Annotated in this window: 19 protein-coding genes and 1 pseudogene; 9 read left to right on the forward strand and 11 right to left on the reverse strand. The window is 63.6% G+C overall.

The features are described from left to right. Positions 1–20: 20 nt before the first annotated feature. The 4 genes from AC1D2G_RS06690 (at position 21) to AC1D2G_RS06705 (ending at position 2,935) form a co-directional block, all read left to right on the forward strand. Complete coding sequence (locus AC1D2G_RS06690; protein WP_477412817.1) at positions 21–1,574, forward strand: alpha/beta fold hydrolase; 1,554 nt, start codon at positions 21–23, stop codon at positions 1,572–1,574. Positions 1,575–1,683: 109 nt separating this feature from the next. Beyond that, positions 1,684–2,163, forward strand: coding sequence for a carboxymuconolactone decarboxylase family protein (locus AC1D2G_RS06695; protein ID WP_184877289.1), 480 nt, complete (start codon positions 1,684–1,686; stop codon positions 2,161–2,163). Positions 2,164–2,250: 87 nt separating this feature from the next. Then, the gene (locus AC1D2G_RS06700) at positions 2,251–2,613 is read left to right on the forward strand and encodes a nuclear transport factor 2 family protein (protein ID WP_477304929.1); all 363 of its coding nucleotides are present in this window, start codon (positions 2,251–2,253) and stop codon (positions 2,611–2,613) included. A gap of 7 nt (positions 2,614–2,620) precedes the next feature. Further along, entirely contained in the window at positions 2,621–2,935 is a 315-nt protein-coding gene (locus AC1D2G_RS06705; protein ID WP_095082641.1) for a hypothetical protein, read from the forward strand. A gap of 47 nt (positions 2,936–2,982) precedes the next feature. Here the strand turns inward: AC1D2G_RS06705 and AC1D2G_RS06710 are convergent, their stop codons facing one another. From AC1D2G_RS06710 to AC1D2G_RS06740, 7 genes are all read right to left on the reverse strand, one after another. Continuing rightward, positions 2,983–3,468 (reverse strand): ester cyclase, encoded by a 486-nt coding sequence (locus AC1D2G_RS06710; protein ID WP_477304927.1) that lies wholly within the window; start codon positions 3,466–3,468, stop codon positions 2,983–2,985. A 38-nt stretch (positions 3,469–3,506) separates the two neighbouring features. Next, a complete protein-coding gene (locus AC1D2G_RS06715) occupies positions 3,507–4,934 on the reverse strand; it encodes a gamma-aminobutyraldehyde dehydrogenase (RefSeq protein ID WP_477304925.1) in 1,428 nt (475 codons plus the stop codon). A gap of 29 nt (positions 4,935–4,963) precedes the next feature. Then, the gene (locus tag AC1D2G_RS06720; RefSeq protein ID WP_477304924.1) at positions 4,964–5,779 is read right to left on the reverse strand and encodes an ABC transporter permease; all 816 of its coding nucleotides are present in this window, start codon (positions 5,777–5,779) and stop codon (positions 4,964–4,966) included. Then, positions 5,769–6,737, reverse strand: a complete 969-nt coding sequence (locus tag AC1D2G_RS06725; RefSeq protein ID WP_457154419.1) for an ABC transporter permease — start codon at positions 6,735–6,737, stop codon at positions 5,769–5,771. Before AC1D2G_RS06725 ends, AC1D2G_RS06720 begins: the two co-directional genes overlap by 11 nt. After that, a complete protein-coding gene (locus AC1D2G_RS06730) occupies positions 6,734–7,732 on the reverse strand; it encodes an ABC transporter ATP-binding protein (protein ID WP_477412819.1) in 999 nt (332 codons plus the stop codon). The genes AC1D2G_RS06725 and AC1D2G_RS06730 overlap by 4 nt, the downstream gene beginning before the upstream one ends. A 214-nt stretch (positions 7,733–7,946) precedes the next feature. Further along, on the reverse strand, positions 7,947–9,101 hold the full coding sequence (locus tag AC1D2G_RS06735) for an ABC transporter substrate-binding protein (RefSeq protein WP_477225264.1): 1,155 nt from the start codon (positions 9,099–9,101) through the stop codon (positions 7,947–7,949). A 216-nt stretch (positions 9,102–9,317) separates the two neighbouring features. Further along, positions 9,318–10,208: a class I SAM-dependent methyltransferase gene (locus AC1D2G_RS06740; protein WP_477412821.1), complete on the reverse strand. Its 891-nt coding sequence runs from the start codon at positions 10,206–10,208 to the stop codon at positions 9,318–9,320. Between the two features lie 31 nt (positions 10,209–10,239). Between AC1D2G_RS06740 and AC1D2G_RS06745 the strand changes: the two genes are divergently transcribed. Next, positions 10,240–10,722, forward strand: coding sequence for a helix-turn-helix domain-containing protein (locus AC1D2G_RS06745; protein WP_477412823.1), 483 nt, complete (start codon positions 10,240–10,242; stop codon positions 10,720–10,722). A gap of 4 nt (positions 10,723–10,726) precedes the next feature. On the opposite strand, the gene AC1D2G_RS06750 is transcribed toward AC1D2G_RS06745, so the two are convergent. Further along, the gene (locus AC1D2G_RS06750) at positions 10,727–11,632 is read right to left on the reverse strand and encodes a LysR family transcriptional regulator (protein WP_457154613.1); all 906 of its coding nucleotides are present in this window, start codon (positions 11,630–11,632) and stop codon (positions 10,727–10,729) included. A 112-nt stretch (positions 11,633–11,744) separates the two neighbouring features. Between AC1D2G_RS06750 and AC1D2G_RS06755 the strand changes: the two are divergent. Further along, positions 11,745–11,921: pseudogene (locus AC1D2G_RS06755) on the forward strand (ATP-binding protein); the annotation flags it as partial. 92 nt (positions 11,922–12,013) lie between these two features. Here AC1D2G_RS06755 and AC1D2G_RS06760 read toward each other — a convergent pair. Next, positions 12,014–12,790: a DeoR/GlpR family DNA-binding transcription regulator gene (locus AC1D2G_RS06760; RefSeq protein ID WP_477412825.1), complete on the reverse strand. Its 777-nt coding sequence runs from the start codon at positions 12,788–12,790 to the stop codon at positions 12,014–12,016. Between the two features lie 427 nt (positions 12,791–13,217). Between AC1D2G_RS06760 and AC1D2G_RS06765 the strand changes: the two genes are divergently transcribed. Both AC1D2G_RS06765 and AC1D2G_RS06770 read left to right on the forward strand, forming a co-directional pair. Then, entirely contained in the window at positions 13,218–14,105 is an 888-nt protein-coding gene (locus AC1D2G_RS06765) for a phosphotransferase (protein ID WP_457152734.1), read from the forward strand. After that, complete coding sequence (locus AC1D2G_RS06770; protein WP_477412827.1) at positions 14,102–16,543, forward strand: GcvT family protein; 2,442 nt, start codon at positions 14,102–14,104, stop codon at positions 16,541–16,543. The genes AC1D2G_RS06765 and AC1D2G_RS06770 overlap by 4 nt, the downstream gene beginning before the upstream one ends. Positions 16,544–16,562: 19 nt before the next feature. Here AC1D2G_RS06770 and AC1D2G_RS06775 read toward each other — a convergent pair whose 3' ends face one another. Continuing rightward, the gene (locus tag AC1D2G_RS06775) at positions 16,563–17,225 is read right to left on the reverse strand and encodes a class I SAM-dependent DNA methyltransferase (RefSeq protein WP_457152732.1); all 663 of its coding nucleotides are present in this window, start codon (positions 17,223–17,225) and stop codon (positions 16,563–16,565) included. A gap of 69 nt (positions 17,226–17,294) precedes the next feature. Between AC1D2G_RS06775 and AC1D2G_RS06780 the strand changes: the two genes are divergently transcribed. Beyond that, positions 17,295–18,227, forward strand: a complete 933-nt coding sequence (locus AC1D2G_RS06780; protein ID WP_477412829.1) for a phosphotransferase — start codon at positions 17,295–17,297, stop codon at positions 18,225–18,227. Here AC1D2G_RS06780 and AC1D2G_RS06785 read toward each other — a convergent pair. Next, positions 18,224–19,147 (reverse strand): DMT family transporter, encoded by a 924-nt coding sequence (locus tag AC1D2G_RS06785; protein ID WP_457152730.1) that lies wholly within the window; start codon positions 19,145–19,147, stop codon positions 18,224–18,226. The two genes, AC1D2G_RS06780 and AC1D2G_RS06785, sit on opposite strands and share 4 nt — an antisense overlap. Positions 19,148–19,217: the final 70 nt, after the last annotated feature.

Genomic DNA, 19,217 nt, shown 5'->3' on the forward strand with positions numbered 1-19,217 from the left:
TCAGGCCGGGGCGGAACCTCGTGAGGCCGATCGAGACCCGATATGCCCGTAGCGGCGATGTGCGGATCGCCTATCAGGTGGTCGGGCAGGGATCGTTCGATCTCGTCTTCGTGCCCGGCTTCATTTCCAATCTCGACCTGCACTGGGAAGACGAAGGCTACAGCCGGCTGCTGAAGCGGCTTTCGGCATTCTCGCGGCTGATCCTGTTCGACAAGCGCGGCACGGGACTGTCCGACCGCGTCGACGCGCACCACCTGCCCAGCCTCGAAACGCGCATGGACGATGTGCGTGCCGTGATGGACGCGACCGGTAGCGGCCGGGCCGCATTGCTTGGCGCCTCGGAAGGCGCGCCAATGGCGATGCTGTTCGCCGCCACCTATCCGGAGAGGACGCGGGCGCTGGCGCTCTATGGCGGCTATGCACATTTCCACAAATGGGTGATGCCGCCGGAACGCCTCGAGGCCTTCATCGAGACGGCTGAAACGTCATGGGGCACGGGTGCCACCTTGCCCAGCTTCGCGCCGGGCCGGGTCGACGACCCACATTTCACCCAATGGTGGGCGCGCTTCGAGCGGTTGTCGGCAAGCCCGACCGCAGCGGGCGCACTGGCGCGCATGAACGCCGGGATCGACGTGCGCGGCGCGCTGGCGGCAATCCGCGCGCCAACGCTGCTGATCCATCGCCGCAACGATGTGCGGGTCGATCCTGACGCCAGCCGCTTCCTGGCCAAGACCATCCCGAATGCGCGGCTGGCGGAAATCCCCGGGCGCGACCATCCGATCTGGACCGGCGATGTCGATCGGGTGGCTGACCTGATCGAGGAATTCCTGACCGGCCAGCGCGCCGTGGCGGAAGCGGAGCGCGTGCTGGCGGCGCTTTTGGTGACACGCATCCATGACACGGCGCGGCTCGGCGACCGCATGTGGAGCGAACGCAGCCAGCGCTTCCAGGAAACATGGCGAACCCTTGTCGGACGCCATGGCGGGCGCTGCATGGAAACGCATGGCGAAGTGATGATTTCACGTTTCGACGGACCGGGGCGTGCCTTGCGATGCGCAGCGGCATTGCGCGACGCAGCGCAGGACATCGGCGTAGCGAGCGCGCAGGGGGCGCATGTCGGCGAGGTCGAGTTGCGCGGATCGCCGGAAGGGCTGACAGGTCGCGTGACGATGCAACTCGCTGCTCATGCCGGGCGCGGCGACATCCTGGCATCGCGGCTGGTCGCGGAGCTGGCGGCCGGCTCAGGGCTCCATTTCGCCGATGCCGGTCGCATCAGCATCGATGAACTGGACGAGCCGCTGGCGCTCGTGCTGGCGATGTCCGAACAGCATCTGGAACCGGCCTGCCGCCCCAAGGCCAGGTCGACGGAGCCGGCTTCGCTGACGGCGCGCGAGAGCGAAGTTGTGAGCCTGATTGCCGATGGCAAGAGCAATGCCGCGATTGCCGCCGAGCTCGGGCTGAGCGAGCACACGGTCAAGCGCCACGTCGCCAATATACTGCTCAAGCTGGACCTGCCGTCGCGGGCCGCGGCAGCGGCATTTTCCGCCAGGCACACTGGCCCGGACGGGCCATAGGAGCCATGGCGCTTTCGGGCGAAGCGGCGCGTGGCCTGCAGGCGCTATCAATTCTCTCCATGCGGGCCAGGCGGATGGCGCCGGGAAAGGCCTGCCAAGGGAGGATCAAATGCTGAAGTCAAACCGGACACTCGGATCGCTGGTGATTGCGGCAGGTGTTGGAGCGTTGTTCGCTATAGCTCCCGCAAAGGCCGAGGATGCGTCTGCGACAGCCGCCTACAAGGACATCCAGGCGACGCTCGGCTCGGTGCCGGACATGTTCAAGACCTTGCCGGATGTGGCCGTGGCCGGCGCCTGGGCCGAGATCAAGGGCGTGCAGCTCAATCCGAAGACCGCACTCGACGGCAAGACCAAGGAACTGTTGGGGCTCGCCGTCGCCGCGCAGATCCCATGCCAATACTGCATCTATTTCCATACGGAGGCGGCCAAGCTCAACGGCGCCAGCGACGAGGAGATCAAGGAGGCGGTAGCGATGGCCGCGATCGTGCGCCACTGGTCGACGATGCTCAACGGCAGCCAGGTCGATCTCGCGACCTTCAAGAAGCAGACCGACGCCGTGTTCGCGGCCGTCAAAGCCAAGTCGCAGTGAGGAAATCCCTGCCCGGCGATAAGCGCCCGGCAGCATCATGATCATCGACCGCCCGATCGCGAAGACGGGCATATGGAGGACAAGAAAATGCTGACCAAGACACAGAGCGTAGACGGCGCGGCGATCAAGAAGGCGATCGAAGGCCGTGATGGAAAGATGCTGTCGAGCTTCTATTCGGACGATGCGCTGGTGCGGGTAATCGACCGCAACAATCCGCCGAGCAAGCCGCGCGAAATCCGCGGGCGCGCGGCGATCAGCACGTTCTGGGACGACATCTGCAGCCGGGCGATGACCCACAAGGTCGATACCACGATCGCCGATGGCGACAGCCTCGCCTTCACCCAGGCCTGCACCTATCCGGACGGCACGAAAGTGTTCGCGGCAGCCATGCTGGAGATGAAGAACGGGCGGATCGCAAGGCAGACTGTCGTGCAGGCCTGGGACGAGTGAGGCGTCCATGTTCAGCGCCAGATGGCAGATCGACGCCAAGTTCGGGCACAAGCAGACCGTGCTCGAACTGATGAAGAAATGGGAACGCGAGATCGGCTCGCAGGTCGGCCTCGCCGACCTGGAATTCCAGATCATGACCGGATCGATCGGCGCGCGGGAGGCGACGATCGAATCCCACCACAAGGTCGAAAGCCTGGCCCAGTTGGAGGCGTTCTTCGCCAAGATCGGCAAGATCGACGCCCACGCCAAATGGGGCAAGGAGTTGGAGCCCTATGTCGTGTCGGGCACCAGCCTGTGGAATATCTATCGCATCGTGGAGTAGTGGCCGACGCCCTTCTCCCCGGCAACAGGGAGAAGGGCAGGCGGCGACTACATCAAGCCAAGCTGCTTGTAGAAGCCGAGCGCATCGTAATAGTCGCTCTGGGTGGCGATCTTGCCGTCCTTGATCGAGAACATCGAGGCCCCGGTGAAGGAGAACTTCTTGCCTGTGGCGGCAGTGCCGTCGGCCCAGGCGCCGGTATTGGTGCCGGCAAATTCCCATTCGAACGAGACGCGGTCGCCCTCTACGACAGGCGCGCCCTTCATCGTCCACACCGCGTCGGGGACTGCTTTCAGGAAATTGTCGATGACGCCGGTCTTGGCGGCTTCCTTGCCCTTGACCGGTTTGCCGACAGAAGCGTCGTAGTAGGTGACGTCGTCGGCGAAGTAGCCGGCCGCCTTGGCCGCGTCATGGGCGTTCCAGGCGGCGACATAGGCTTCGACCACCGATTGCGCGGTGTCGGCGGCAAAGGACGGCGCCGCGACAAAGAGCGCGGCGGCGACAGCTGCGGATGTCAGAAATTTGCGGCGATGCATGGTTCTTTCCTCCGTTGTTGATGGCTTCCTTCAGCGCGCTAGCCGTGAGCCACCATCACATGACGCACGGCGGTGTAGTCTTCCAGCGCATAGAGCGACATGTCCTTGCCGTAGCCGGATTGCTTCAACCCGCCATGCGGCATCTCGTTGGTCAGCATGAAGTGGGTGTTGATCCAGGTGCAGCCATATTGCAGGCGGGCAGCCGTCGCCATGGCGCGCGAGACATCCTTGGTCCATACCGATGACGCCAGGCCATAGTCACTGTCATTGGCCCAGTTCACCGCCTCGTCGACCTCGGAAAAACGAGTGACCGACACGACCGGGCCGAACACTTCTCGGCGAACGATCTCATCTTCCTGCAGCGCGCCGGCAACGACGGTCGGCTGGTAGTAGAAGCCCGACCCCTCACCCGGCTTGCCGCCGGTGGTAATCTCGATGTGTTTCAGTTCCGAGGCGCGCTCGACGAAGCTCGACACGCGGTCGCGCTGGCGGCGCGAGATCAGCGGGCCGATCTCGTTTTCGGTGTCGTCGGGGCGATTGTACTTGATGGTCGAGACGGCCGAGGAAAGATCGGCGACGAGCTTGTCGTAGATCTTCTTGCCGGCATAGATTCGGCAGGCGGCGGTGCAATCCTGGCCGGCATTGTAATAGCCGAAGGCGCGCAGGCCGTTGACCACCGCGCCGAGGTCGGCGTCATCGAAGACGATCACCGGCGCCTTGCCGCCGAGTTCGAGGTGCGTGCGCTTGACCGATTTGGCGGCCGCCTGCAGCACCTTCTTGCCGGTGGCGACATCGCCGGTGATCGAGATCATGTTGACCTTGGGGTGATTGATCAGCGTGTTGCCGACGCTCTCGCCGCGGCCGAGCACGACATTGACGACGCCTTCCGGCAGGATTTCGGCAAGGATTCTTGCCAGCTTCAGTGCCGTCAGTGGCGTCTGCTCCGACGGCTTGAAGACCACGGTGTTGCCGCCGGCGATCGCCGGCGCCAGCTTCCAGGCCATCATCATGAGCGGATAATTCCACGGTGCGATCGACGCGACGATGCCGATGGCGTCGCGGCGCACCATCGAGGTATGGCCGGGCAAATATTCGCCGGCGACCACGCCTGGCATCGAGCGAACGGCGCCGGCAAAGAAGCGGTAGCAATCGACGATCGCCGGGATCTCGTCATTCAGCACGGCGTTGATCGGCTTGCCGCAGTTGAGCGCCTCGAGCGTCGCGAACCCTTGTGCCTCGGCCTCGATACGGTCTGCGATCTTCAGGAGATAGCCGGAGCGCTGCGCCGGCGTGGTTCGTGACCACGAGACGAACGCTTGTTCGGCGGCCGTGACCGCCGCCTCGATCTGGGCGGGGCTGGCTTCGGGCAGGTTGAGGATGGTCGCCCCGGTCTTTGGATTGAGGATCGGCTCCTCGGTTTCGGTGCCCTTCTCGAATTTCGAGCCGATCAGCATCTGGGTGTCCATGGACGTCTCTCCCTTACGAATTCGTGGATTTACTTGCCCGAACCAGCGATCTGGTCGCCATCGCGCGTCAGGTAATAGGCGGCGAGGATCGGCAGCAGCGTCACCAGCACGACGACCATCGCGACGACATTGGTGACCGGGCGCTGGCGCGGTCGGATCAGCTCTTCCAGCATCCAGATCGGCAGTGTCTGCTGCTGGCCGGCGGTGAAGGTGGTGACGATGACCTCATCGAAGGACAGAGCGAAGGCCAGCATGCCACCGGCCAGCAGCGCGGTGGCGATGTTGGGCAGCACAACATGGCGGAAGGTCTGGAAACCGTCGGCGCCGAGATCCATCGACGCCTCGATCATCGAACCCGAGGTGCGGCGGAAACGGGCGACGGCATTGTTGTAGACGACGACGACGCAGAAGGTGGCGTGGCCGAGCACGATCGTCCAGAACGAGAATGGAATGTCGGCCAGCGAAAAGGCCGAGCGCAGCGCGATGCCGGTGATGATGCCGGGCAGCGCGATCGGCAGGATGACCAGCAGCGAGATGGTTTCGCGGCCGAAGAACTTGGTCCGTGACACTGCCGCCGAACACAGCGTGCCGAGGACCAGCGCGATCGCGGTCGAGATCGCGGCAACCCTGACCGACAGCGACAGTGCCTGCCAGACATCGGGCCTGTTCCAGGTGACGGCGAACCACTGCGTGGTCAGACCGGGCGGCGGCCAGACAAAACTCTTCTCCTCCGTCGTGAAGGCATAGACGAAGATCAGCAGGATCGGCAGATGCAGGAACAGCAGCCCGCTGGCGGCCGCGATCTTCAGGCTGAGCGGAGCCGACTGAGAACCATCAGAGCGCATCGAAGGCCCCCATGCGCTTGGCGCCCCAGAGGTAGAAGCCCATGATGACGATCGGCACGACGGTGAAGGCGGCGGCGAGCGGGATGTTGCCGGCGGTGCCTTGCTGGGAATAGACCGCCTGGCCGATGAACAGGCGCGAGGTGCCGATGATCTGCGGGATGATGTAATCGCCGAGCGTCAGCGAGAAGGTGAAGATCGATCCGGCGACGATGCCCGGCAGCGCCAGTGGGAACAGCACATTGCGAAAGGTCTGTCCCGGCGAAGCCCCCAAATCCGACGAAGCCTCGACCAGATTGCCCGGCACGCGCTCGAGCGCCGCCTGCACCGGCAGGATCATGAATGGCAGCCAGACATAGACGAAGACGATGAAGGTGCCGGTGAACGACACCGACAGGGAATTGCCGCCGACGACCGGCAGCGACAGCCAGGCGTCAATCAGCCATTGCAGATGCAGCTTGCCGAACAGCCAGGTGAGGATGCCTTCCTTGGCGAGAATTAGCTTCCAAGCGTAGATCTTGACCAGATAGCTCGACCATAGCGGCAGCATGATGCCGAGATAGAACAGCGCCTTCCAGCGGCCACGGGCATAGCGCGCCGCGTAGTAGGCGATCGGAAAGGCGATGATCGCCGAGGCCAGCGTGACCAGCGCCGCCATCGTCACCGTGCGCAGGATGATGTCGAGATTGGCCGCCTGGAACAGGTCGCCATACGTCTTCAGAGTGAACTGGCGGTTGATGAGGCCGGAAAACTCGTCGATGGAGAAAAAGCTCTGCGCCAGCAGCGCGAACAGCGAGCCTATATAGACGATGCCGAGCCACAGAACCGGCGGCAGCAGCATGAGGAGCAGCAGAACCTTGGGTCTGCGCCAGAAAAGATCCGATAGCGCGCCGCGCAAGCCACCGCTGCCCGGCAGGATGGCGGGCGCCGTGGCGCGCGGGATGGCGGCGTCGAGGCTCATACCGGCTCGTCCATCAGGTGCAGGTGCTCGCGGTTGAAGGTGAGCACGACCGCCTCGCCTTCCACGGGCAGCGGGTTGCCGGCCGGCACGATCGCATGCAGCTTCAATCCGTCGGCATCGAGCGCGAGTTTTGTCGTGGCGCCGAGATAGTTGGTCGAGACAAGGCGAGCGGAAACGCCTTCGCCACTTGCAGTGCGGCCGACGCGAATGGATTCAGGCCGCAGGCTGCCCCAGCGATGCTGGCCGCAATAGCGCTGGACGAAATCCGGCGGCAGCACGTTGGAGGAACCGACGAAATCGGCGACAAAGCGGGTCTTCGGCCGCTGGTAGATATCCTCCGGCGTGCCGATCTGCATGATCTTGCCGTCATTGAAGACGGCGACGCGGTCGGCCATCGACAGCGCCTCGCCCTGGTCGTGAGTGACGAAGACGAAGGTGATGCCGAGCACTTTCTGCAGCGACTTCAGCTCCTCCTGCATGTTCTCGCGCAGCTTGAGGTCGAGGGCGCCGAGCGGCTCGTCGAGCAGCAGCACCTTGGGCTGGTTGACCAGCGCACGGGCGAGCGCGACGCGCTGGCGCTGGCCGCCGGAAAGCTGGCCGGGGCGGCGGGCGCCATAGCCGGGTAGCCGCACCAGCGACAGCGCCTCTTCAGCCGCCTTGTGCCGTTCCGCCTTGCCGATGCCCTTGACCATGAGGCCATAGGCAACATTGTCGAGCACGCTCAGATGCGGGAACAGCGCGTAATCCTGGAACACGGTGTTGACGTTGCGGCGATAGGGCGGCACGCCCTCGGCGCGTTCGCCGAAGATCGAGATCGAGCCCGAGGTCGGCTGCTCGAAGCCGGCGATGAGGCGCAGGCACGTGGTCTTGCCGGAACCGGACGGCCCGAGCATGGCGAAGAACTCGCCCGCCGCGATATCGAGATCGACCGCATCGACGGCGCGAACGCTGCCGAAATGGCGCGAGGCTTTCTGGAAGGAAACGGCGGTGGTCATGGGTTGTCAGCCTGTTGCCGGTTTTGTTTTGTCATCCTCACCTGCAGAACCCTGGCTGGGATGGCAAATTCGCGCGCCGCTTGACCTCCCCCTCGATGGGGAGGTCGCGGCAAAGCCGCGGGTGGGGGTGATTTCACAAGCAAGCCATGTCAGGGCAGACCCCCACCCCGACGCTGCGCGTCGACCCTCCCCACAAGGGAGAGGGTAAGGGCACTCACCGCCCGCCGATGACGCCGATATAGTCCGACACCCAGCGGTAATAGGGCACGCACTGGTCGTTCTCGGTGGCGCATTTCGACACCGGCGTCTTCCAGAACTTGATCTTGTCGAAATTGTCGTAGCCGTTGGTCTTGCAGCCTTCGTCGGTCAACAGCTCGTTGCCCTTGCAGGCGGCGGGCACGACCGGCAGCGAACCGAACCAGGCCGAGACATCGCCCTGCACTTTCGGCGACAAGGAATGTTCCATCCACATATAGGCGCAGTTCGGATTGGCGGAGTCGGCCTCCATCATGGTGGTGTCGGCCCAACCGGTGACGCCTTCTTCCGGCACGGTCGACGCGACCGGTTTCTTGGCGGCGACCAGCGCATTGACCTGATACGGCCACGAGCCGGAAGCAACGACGCCTTCGTTCTGGAAATCGTCGACCTGGATAGCGGCGTCATGCCAGTAGCGGCCGACCAGTGTGCGCTGGACGCGCAGCAATTCGAGCGCCGCCTTGTACTGGTCCTCGTTCAGCTCGTAGGGATCCTTGATGCCGAGTTCCGGCTTGTGGAACATCAGATAGTTGGCGGCGTCGGCGATATGGATCGGCCCGTCATAGGCCTGGACGCGGCCTTTGTTGGACTTGCCGTCGGGCAGCTTCATTTCCTCGAAGACTATGTTCCAGCTTTTGGGCGCTTCCTTGAACACTTCGGTGTTGTACATCAGGACGTTCGGACCCCACTGGTAGGGAACGCCGTAGTGGACGCCGCCGACGGTGAACCAAGGGGCGTCCTTCAGTCGTTCGTCGACAGTCTTCCAGCTCGGAATGAGATCGGTGTTGATCGGTTGCACGCGCTTGCCGGCAACGAGGCGCAGCGATGCATCGCCCGAAGCAGTAACGAGGTCGAAGCCGCCCTCATTCATCAGCGAGACCATCTCGTCGGAGGTGTTGGCGGTCTTGACGTTGACCTTGCAGCCGGTTTCCTTCTCGAAGGAAGTCACCCAGTCATAACCCTTGTCGGTTTCGCCGCGTTCGATGTAGCCCGGCCAGGCAACGATGTTGACCTGACCTTCGCCCTTGCCAATTTCCTTGACCTGGGCGACGGCCTGACCGGAGAAGGTCAGCGCGACCGTCAAAGCAGTGCATGACTTCAGGAATGAATTCATCATCGATCTCCCATTTTGGCGCCTGACCCCGAAAGCCGGTTTCGGTCTTCGCTAGGGGTCACGCGCGGACTGAAAAACTGTCAGTTCGTGCGTTGGACTTGATGTCGCTCTGGTGGCGACTTTGGTCCCTGGACCGAAAGTGCTTTGAAAATTCCGGTTTCGCAAATTCATTTATCAGAAAGGCGATATCGGTTTTTCCGATAGATCGATGCCCCTTCAAGCCAGCGCCGTCACCAGCCAGCAGGCGGCGTTGAAGCGAGCCTCACCATCCTCCACGAAAGGCGCGAACGCAGCAGGCAACACCGCAGTGATTTTTTCGGCCGTTGCCCGGTCAACCTCACGTAACGCGGCGCCGACCGGCCCTAATCGGGTGACAAACGTTATCAGATCATCTTCGGCGATCTGACACGGGACATCCACCTGTTCGACTTCGATTGACGACCAGCCGCCCGCTTCAAGAATACGCTTCACCTTGGCGGCGTTGGCAAAGGCAAACTGCCCCGGCGCATCGGGGTCCGGCGCGGGTGCGGGCGGCAGGAAAGGCGCAGCCGCTCGCGCGGCGGTCGTCATGAAATCATTCTCGGCCGGACTGCGCCAAGCAACAAAGGCGAGTTTGCTACCGCGGCTTGCGGCCTGTCTTATGTTGGCGAACGCAGCCACGGGATCATCGAAGAACATGACACCAAAACGCGAGACAACAGCGTCGAAGTTCCCGACTTCGAACGCATACGTCTGGGCATCGCCCACTTCGAAACTTGCGTTTGCTACCTCTTCTGCCCCCTTGCGTTTCGTCGCCAAGGCGACAAGCGGCTGCGAGATGTCGAGCCCAACACAATTTCCGCCGTTGCCCACGCGGCGCGCCATCGCCAGAGTCGTGGCGCCGGCGCCGCAGCCGATGTCCAGGACATTGCCCCCTTCCCCGGGATAGCCGGCATCGACTACCAGCCGCTCGAACGGCGCCATTACCTGGTCGAGGATCGGTTGCATTTCAACCCAGGCCTTTCCGCTGGCGTCGTTCCAGAGCGCTGCTTGCCGTGTGTTTGGCTGCGCGGATTGCGGCATAACGGACCTCGCTTTTCTGTTGCTCTCACTGATCGTCGCGAGCACTCTACGAGTTCAAGCCGACTTGAGGTCAAGCATGAAAGATATGGACATTGCTGAAGTGTCGCGCCGCACCGGCGTGCCCGCCTCGACGCTTCGCTACTATGAGGAGAAGGGCCTCATCGCCTCGATCGGCCGTCGCGGCCTGCGCCGCTTGTTCGACCCGGCCGTCCTGGAACGGCTCGCTTTGATCACGCTTGGACGCGCCGGTGGATTCGCACTGGACGAGATTTCCGCGATGCTGAGGCCCGACGGCCTGCCGAAAATGGATCGAGGGCGCCTGGATGCCAAGGCGGACGAACTGGACCGCACCATCCAGCGCCTGACCGCGATCCGAGAGGCTTTGCGTCACGCCGCCCGATGTCCGGCCGCCCGGCCGATGGAGTGTCCGACGTTCCGCCGCGCCGTCAGGCTTGCCGGCGCTGGCCGCTTCGAGGCTGCTCCGATCGGGTCGTTCAAGGCGGAGGCGGTTTCCGTCACAAGGCGCAAGCGCGAGACTGGAGACGTCAGGCTGGAGTAGGCCACTAGCGGCGGACCGTGCGCTGCGACTGGGCGAGGCCTATGAAATCGCGCGCCGCCTGTGGCAGGCCCGACCCGCGGCGCCACACCATGCCGACCTGGACCACCGGCAAGGAGCCGGAAATATCGCGCGATTCGATGCGGTCGCCTTCCAGCGACCAGGGCCGGTAGACGAGGTCGGGCAGCAGCGCCACGCCGGCGCCGGTGGCAACGAGACTGCGCACGGCTTCCACGGAACGCGTACGAAAGGCGACATGCGGCTTGGCGCCGATCGCCGTCAGCAGCTTGCCGGTGTTCTCCTCGATCTCGTCGACGGTCAGCATGATCAGCGGCTCGAAGGCGATGTCGCCAATGCTGATGATGTCGGCGCCGGCGAGCGGGTGGCCGAGCGGCAGCCAGAGGCGATAGGCCGAGACCTCGAGGATTTCCGACTGCAGTGCCGTGCGGTCGCGCAGGTTGGAGGTGACCATGACGGCGATGTCGAGCTTGCCGCCGATCAAGAGGTGTTCGAGATAGTCGCCATTGTCCTCGATGGCCGAGACCTCGACGCCGGGATAGGCGCGGCGGTAGCGGGCAAGAAGATCCGACAGCACGTAGCCCGCGACCATCGAGGTGACGCCGAGCTGCAGCCGGCCGCCTGCTGCTGCCTGTTCGCCGGAGAACGAGCGGCGTGCATCCGAAACGTCGGCAAGGATTTTTGTCGCATGGCGCAGGAACTGATGGCCCTTGTGGGTGATGTTCAGGCCGCGCGGATGGCGTTCGAACAGTTCGACCCCGAGATCGCTTTCGAGTTCCTTGATCGCTTCGGTGACCGAGGATTGCGAGATCGAGAGGTTCTGCGCGGCACCCGACACCGTGCCTTGCTCGGCGACGGCGATGAAGAACTGCAACTGGCGGATGGTGAAGGCCATGGCCGGACTAAACACCGGCGCGCAAGGGAAGGAAAGCCGACGGCAGAGCTTATCCCGTGGCTGGTGATTGGTGCTGCGAGCTCAGCCTGATACGCCGCCGGCAGCACCGGGCGAGCGGGAGCGCATCTTCGAGCCCTTCTACCGGCTGCGTCCGCAGGATCATGGCGCCGGGCTTGGCCTCAACCTGGTGCAGGAAATCGTGCAATTGCATGGCGGGCGGATCGATATCCTCGACGGCAGACCGAGCGGCGCCTGCTTCAGGATGACTTTTCGCGGTCTGCCGGCATAGGCATGTCCGCAGGCGACCACCACGCACAGCCGCGCGTTTGAGATCCGTATGCGGCCACCAATTGCTGGTGTTCGGTCGGACTCTTGCCGATTTTAGAATCCGGCTGCATCGCCGGCGATGCTGAGGCGAGCGCCGGCTTGCGAGAGGGCGGCGGCAATGTCGCGCGACGGTAACCGGTCGGTGGCGAGTTCGGAAAACCCGTCGAGGCCGCAAACCTGGACCAGGCCCAGGCGGCCGAACTTGGTGTGATCGGTGACGACGAGCGAACGCTGGCCGCGCGACAGCACCATGCGGGCGAACTCGGCCTCTTCCAAATCGTAGTCCATGACGCCCATCACCGCATCGACTGCGCCGGTGGAGATGATGGCATGGCTGACCGAGAAACGGCTGACGAAGTCGATGGCCGAGGCCCCGAAGGCAGCACCTGAATCGCTGCGCAATTCGCCGCCGGCCATGTAGACCTTGTTGCCGTTGACGGTGGCAAGCGTGCGGGCGATGTCCGACGAGTTGGTGACGACAGTCAGGCGTCGGTGGCCGAGCAGCTCACGGGCCAGGAACGAGGTCGTCGTGCCGGTGTCGAGCATGATCGATTCACCGTCGCGGATGGTGGCGGCCACCATGCGGGCAATGATCCGCTTGGCATCGGCATTCTCGCGCATGCGCCGTTCGAATGGCGCTTCGCCGATCATCGACGGCAGGCCGATGGCGCCATGCATCTTGAGGACGGAGCCGTCGCCGGTGAGCGGTTTGACGTCACGGCGCACGGTCTCGAGTGAAACGCCCAGCCGGTCGGCCAGGCTGGCGATGGTGACGGTCCCCTCTTCCTGCAGCAGCCGCAGGATCTCGCCGTGTCGTTTTGAATGGACCATTTGGGTTTCCCGGACTTAGCCCTTTGCCCGATTCTAAGCTAATTCGAGCGGTTTTAAAGGAATTGCCTGCGCTTTCGGGCAAAATACCCGAAAAAAGTCACAACTTTTTGTTGACAGGCAGGCAACCTTGGCGTGAAATTGAGCTATCAAACACGGGTTCGGAGCTGCAACGGGAGGGTGATGGCAGAGCCGCAACTCATTGACCAGGCAGTTTTGAACGTGTCTGGCGCAAGGAATTTTCAGATCCGCGGGGGCGGATGCCGGGGTCAAAAACCTGGCCAAGGGGCTCGTCGGTGCGGTGCGGGATACCGATCCTGGCGTCTCGCACCGACGAGATTTTTTGTTTCTCCTCGCTGTCGTTGGGCTGTCCATGGCGCCCTTGCCGACGCTCAGCAAAGTCGACGCTCAGCAAACCAGGGATGATTCCGTGATTGCAGAAGACCGCATCCGCGCCCTGCCCTGCTGGACCGGCAACATCGAGATCGCGCCGTTGCCGGGCGGCCTGAGCAACGCCAATTATGTGGTCAAGGACGCGGCCGGAAAGCACGTCGTGCGCTTCGGCAGGGACTATCCGTTCCATCATGTCTTTCGCGAGCGTGAGGTGATGACCGCACGCGCGGCGCATGCCGCCGGTTTCGCGCCAGCCGTCCTCCATGCCGAACCGGGCATCCTGGTGACGGAATACCTTGGTGCGAAAACCTATCTTGCACAGGACGTGCGCGCCAATCTTGGTCGTGTCGCAGCCCTGATGCGCGGTTTCCACAGGGAGATGCCCAATCATGTCTCCGGCGCCGGCTTCATGTTCTGGGTGTTCCATGTCATTCGCGACTATGCGCGGACCCTTGAAGAAGGCGGCAGCCGCAAGCGCAGCGAATTGCCGCGCTTGCTGACGCTGGCTGACGAACTGGAGCGCGCGCAGAAATTGCTGCCGATCGTTTTTGGCCATAACGATCTTTTGCCGGCTAATATTCTAGACGACGGCAGCCGGCTGTGGCTGATCGACTTCGAATATGCCGGCTTCAACACGGCGATGTTCGACCTTGCCGGCGTAGCCTCGAATGCCGGCATGAGCGACGAGGAATCCTTCGCCTTCCTGACCGCCTATTTCATGAAGGAACCGGACCAGGCGATCCGCCGCTCGCACGCGGCCATGCAATGCGCTTCGCTGCTGCGCGAGGCGATGTGGAGCATGGTGTCCGAACTCTACCTCGACGCGCCCGGCATCGACTACGTCGCCTACACCGAGGAGAACCTGACGCGGCTCGAAGCCGCGCTCGATAACTACAGAACGAAGTACGGGATACAGAAATCATGACATTGCCCAGCCAGGCGGCAATCGTCGTCATTGGCGGCGGCATCATCGGCTGTTCGACGGCCTATCATCTGGCGCGTGACCACAAGGCGGACGTGGTGCTGCTCGAACAGGGCAAGCTGACATCGGGCTCGACCTGGCATGCCGCGGGCCTTGTCGGGCAATTGCGCTCGTCGGCCTCGATCACCCGCGTGCTCAAATACTCCGTCGACCTCTACAAGGGACTGGAGGCTGAAACCGGCCTTGCCACCGGCTGGAAGATGACCGGCTGCCTGCGGCTGGCCACCAATGCCGACCGCTGGACCGAGTACAAGAGGCTGGCGACGACGGCGAAAAGCTTCGGCATGGACATGCAACTGCTGTCGCCGGCGGAGGTCAAGGCGATGTGGCCGCTCCTGGAAACCGGCGATTTGGTGGGCGCTTCCTGGTTGCCGACAGACGGCCAGGCGAGCCCTTCGGACATCACGCAGTCGCTGGCGAAAGGCGCGCGCATGCATGGCGCCAAACTGTTCGAGGATGTGCGCGTCACCGGCTTCGAGATGAAGGATGGCCGCATCGCGACGGTGAAGACCAGCAAGGGCGACATTGCCTGCGACAAGGTGGTCAACTGTGCCGGGCAATGGGCGCGGCAGGTTGGCGCCATGGCCGGCATCAACGTGCCGCTGCAGCCGGTGAAGCACCAGTACATCATCACCGAGAAGATCGATGGGCTGGCGACCGACGCGCCGACCATCCGCGACCCGGACCGGCGCACCTATTTCAAGGAGGAGGTTGGCGGGCTGGTGATGGGCGGTTACGAGCCCAACCCGCAGGCCTGGACGACCGGAGATGTGCCTGACGATTGGGAGTTCCGGCTCTTCGACGACGACTACGACCATTTCGAACAGCATATGCGCCAAGCGATGGCGCGCGTGCCGGCGCTCGAAACCGTCGGCGTCAAGCAGATGATCAACGGGCCGGAGAGTTTTACGCCGGACGGCAATTTCATCCTCGGCGCGGCGCCCGAATGCGCCAATATGTTTGTCGGTGCCGGATTCAACGCCTTCGGCATCGCCTCGGGTGGCGGCGCCGGCTGGGTGCTGGCGCAATGGGTGGTCGACGGCGAAGCGCCGCTCGACTTGTGGGTTGTCGACATCAGGCGCTTTTCCAACCTGCACCGCGACCGGCAATGGGTCTGCGACCGCACGCTGGAAGCCTATGGCAAGCACTATACGATCGGCTTCCCGCATGAGGAGTACGCCAGCGGGCGGCCGCGCATCGTCTCACCCCTTTACAACAGGCTGAAACAGCAGCGCGCCGTGTTCGGCTCGAAGCTTGGCTGGGAACGGCCGAACTGGTTCGCGCCCGAAGGCGTCGAGCCGCAGGATGTCTATTCGATGGGTCGGCAGAACTGGTTTGCGGCGGTCGGCGACGAGCACCGGCACGTGCGCGAGAAGGTCGGCATCTTCGATCAATCCTCCTTCGCCAAATACGAACTGAGCGGGCCCGACGCGCTGAAGGCGCTGGACTGGATCTGCGCCAACGACGTCAGCAAGCCTGTCGGCCGGCTGACCTACACGCAACTTCTCAACACGCGCGGCGGCATCGAGGCGGACCTGACCGTGGCGCGGCTGGCCGAGGAGAAATTCTACATCGTCACCGGCACCGGGTTCCGCACGCATGATCTGTCATGGATCGGTGACCATATCGGCGAAGGGCTCGATGCCACGCTTGTCGATGTCACCGAGGAATTCGGCACGCTGTCGCTGATGGGGCCTCGGGCGCGTGATGTGCTTTCTGCCGTGACCGAAGCCGACGTGTCGAACACCAGTTTCCCGTTCGGCCATGTGCGTGAGATTGCCATTGCCGGCCACACAATTCGGGCGCTGCGCGTCACCTATGTCGGCGAACTCGGCTGGGAACTGCATGTGCCGATCGCGGCGACAGGCGAAGTCTTCGATGCACTGATGGCGGCCGGCGGGAGGCATGGCATCCGCCCGGTCGGCTATCGCGCCCTGGAATCGCTGCGGCTGGAAAAGGGCTATCGCGCCTGGGGCTCCGACATCACGCCCAACGACACGCCGCAGGAAGCCGGCTTGGGCTGGGCGGTCAAGCTGCGCAAGAACACTGATTTCGTCGGACGGCGCGCGCTCGAGAAGACCAGCGGCGCGGCCTTGAAGAAGCGCTTTGCCGGCTTCACGGTCGTTGACCCGGAAATCGTGCTGCTCGGCCGCGAGACCATCCTGCGCAATGGCGAGCCGGTCGGCTATCTCACCAGCGGCGGCTATGGCTACACGGTGAGCCGGAACATCGGCTATGGCTACGTGCGCAACGCCGACGGGGTGAGCGACGATTTTCTCGCCTCGGGCGACTATGAACTGGTCGTGGCGATGGAGCGGACGCCGGCCCAAATCCATCTCGAGCCGATGTACGACCCGACAGCCGCCAAGGTCAAAGTGTAGATCGGGGTCAAAGCGTAGATCAGGTGACGCGCAGGGCGAGACCGCGGCTTGGCACGGTGTCGGCCTCGCCCGGCATGGAGACGTAAGGGCGCGTTTCCTCGACGCGGGTGACGAGGCCTTGCGCCTCGAGTTCGGCGATGCGAGCGCCAAAGCCGGCTTCCCACAACGTGTTCTTGACTGTCAGCACGATGATGCCACCCGGCCGGCAGATGCGGATCAGCTCGTCCAGCCCCTCGGCGCCGACATGGCCGGAGGTGAAGACGCCGGCCGAAATGATGCCGGCATAGGCATCGTCGGCAAACGGCAGCTTGCCGCCGAGCGCCAGGCAATGCAGCGCCGAATAGACCCCCTTGCGGGCGGCCTGGGCCAGCATGCCTTCAGATATGTCGAGCGCCTCGACCAACGGATAGCCTGTTATATCAAGCCATTCGCCGATAAGCCCGGTGCCGGCTCCCGCATCGAGCAGCGGCGCGGCACCGCGCGGCAGATGGCGGGCCAGCAAGGCAAGGCAGATCGTCGGATGGCGATAGCCGGCGGCCGACATGTCGGCGTCATAGGTCTGCGACCAGCGGTCATAGAGTGCCGCGACGTCCTCTGGCCGCTTCGCCGCGTAGGCTGCTGCAAGCGGGCCTCGATGTTTGCTGTGCGCCACTTTTGTCCTGTCCACCAATCGGTCTTGCATCGCATGATAGCCAAACCACGAAAATTGTGGAACCGTCGCTGCGACAAATAACAGCGTGGGGGCGCAGGCATGGTGACAGACGAGGCGCGTGCGGCACTTGCCGACATTTCCTTGGCCACCATTCCCATGCTGGCCGGCTACACCGGGCCGCTCGAACGGCTCGGCGGCCTCACCAATCTGGTCTTCAAGGCTGGCGAGTTCTGCCTGCGCATTCCCGGCAAGGGCACCGAGGAATACATCAACCGCGCCAACGAGGCGGTGGCGGCGCGCGAAGCGGCAAAGGCGGAGGTCAGTCCAGAGGTGCTGCATGTCGATCCCGCCACCGGGGTCATGGTGACGCGCTTCATCGCCGGCGCGGAGACGATGTCGCCGGAGAAATTCAAGGTTCGGCCCGGCAGTCCGGCGCGGGCCGGCGAGGCCTTCCGCAAACTGCACAATTCCAGCGCGGTGTTTCCCTTCCGCTTCGAACTGTTTGCGATGATCGACGACTATCTCAAGGTGCTGTCGACCAAGGACGTCGCCCTGCCCACCGGCTATCACGACGTGGTGCGCGAGGCCGGGAGCGTGCGCTCGGCGCTGGCCGCCCATCCCTTGCCCCTCGCTGCCTGCCACTGCGATCCACTGTGCGAGAACTTTCTCGATACAGGCGAGCGGATGTGGATCGTCGACTGGGAATATTCGGGCATGAACGATCCGCTCTGGGATCTCGGCGACCTCAGCGTGGAAGGAAAATTCGATACGGCGCAGGACGAAGAGATGATGCGCGCCTATTTTGGCGGCGAGGCCAGAGCGGCCGAGCGCGGCCGCATCGTCATCTACAAGGCGATGTGCGACCTGTTGTGGACATTGTGGGGGCTGATCCAACTCGCCAACAACAATCCGGTCGACGATTTCCGCGCCTATGCCGACGGGCGGTTCGTGCGCTGCAAGGCGTTGATGGAGACGGCGGAGTTTTCACGGCACCTGGCGGCGATACGCCTGGGTCAGGCACCGGAAACCTAATTCACGCCCTTGGGCACGTTTTCGGGCGGCACCGTGGTGTCGACCACTTTCTGGCGGTGGAAGATGAACAGGCCGGCGAGAACGACGATGCCCGAACCGATAAGGATGCGCGGACCGGGAACGTCACCAAAGAACACCAGCCCGAACACCACCGCCCACAGGAGCAGCGTGTAATGCAGCGGCGCCAGCGTCGAGGCCGGCGCCAGCTTGAGCGCCCTGGTGATCATCAGATGCGCGCCGCATGAAACGATGCCGAGCAGCAGCATGGCGCCGAAATCGAGCGCCGACGGGGTCTGCCAGGCGCCGATGGTCAGTACGCCGCCGACCACCATCGTGCCGATGGTTTGCCATGTCACCAGGTTGGTGTCGCTGGTGCCGCGCAGGCGCCGGTTGAGGATGATGGCGAAGGCGAAGGCAATGCTGCCGGCGAGCGCGAAGCTCGATGACAACGAGAACGCCGCCGAGGACGGTTTCAGCATGATCAGCACGCCGCAGAAGCCGAGCAGGATCGCCATCCAGCGGCGCCAGCCGACCTTCTCGCCAAGCAACAAATGCGAGAGTGCCGCAACATAGATCGGTCCGGCCATGTAGAAGCTCATCACGTCGGCAAGCGGCAGGTAGACGACGGCGGCGTAGAACAGTGCCGTGTCGAGCGTCGTCATCACCACACGCAGCAGCTGCAACTCCAGGCGCTCCATGTGAAACAGCTTGGCCGTGCCCTGGTGGGCGATCATCGGGCCAAGCACGAAGAACGCGCCGATGGAACGGATCAGCACCACCTGGCCGACCGAGAAGCTGGCGACCAGCCACTTGCCCATGGCATCGTTCAGCGCAAACAGGAAATCGCCGGCCAGCATCAAAAGGATGCCGGCCAGAAGCACGTTCCTGATTGTGGAATTCTGCGCCACGGGCTGCGTCATGCCGATCCCGATTCCTCCCTAGAGCATGATGCCGAAAAGTGTGAAGCGGTTTTCGGACGACATTATGCTC

It is taken from the genome of Mesorhizobium sp. P2_C7, assembly GCF_056404515.1.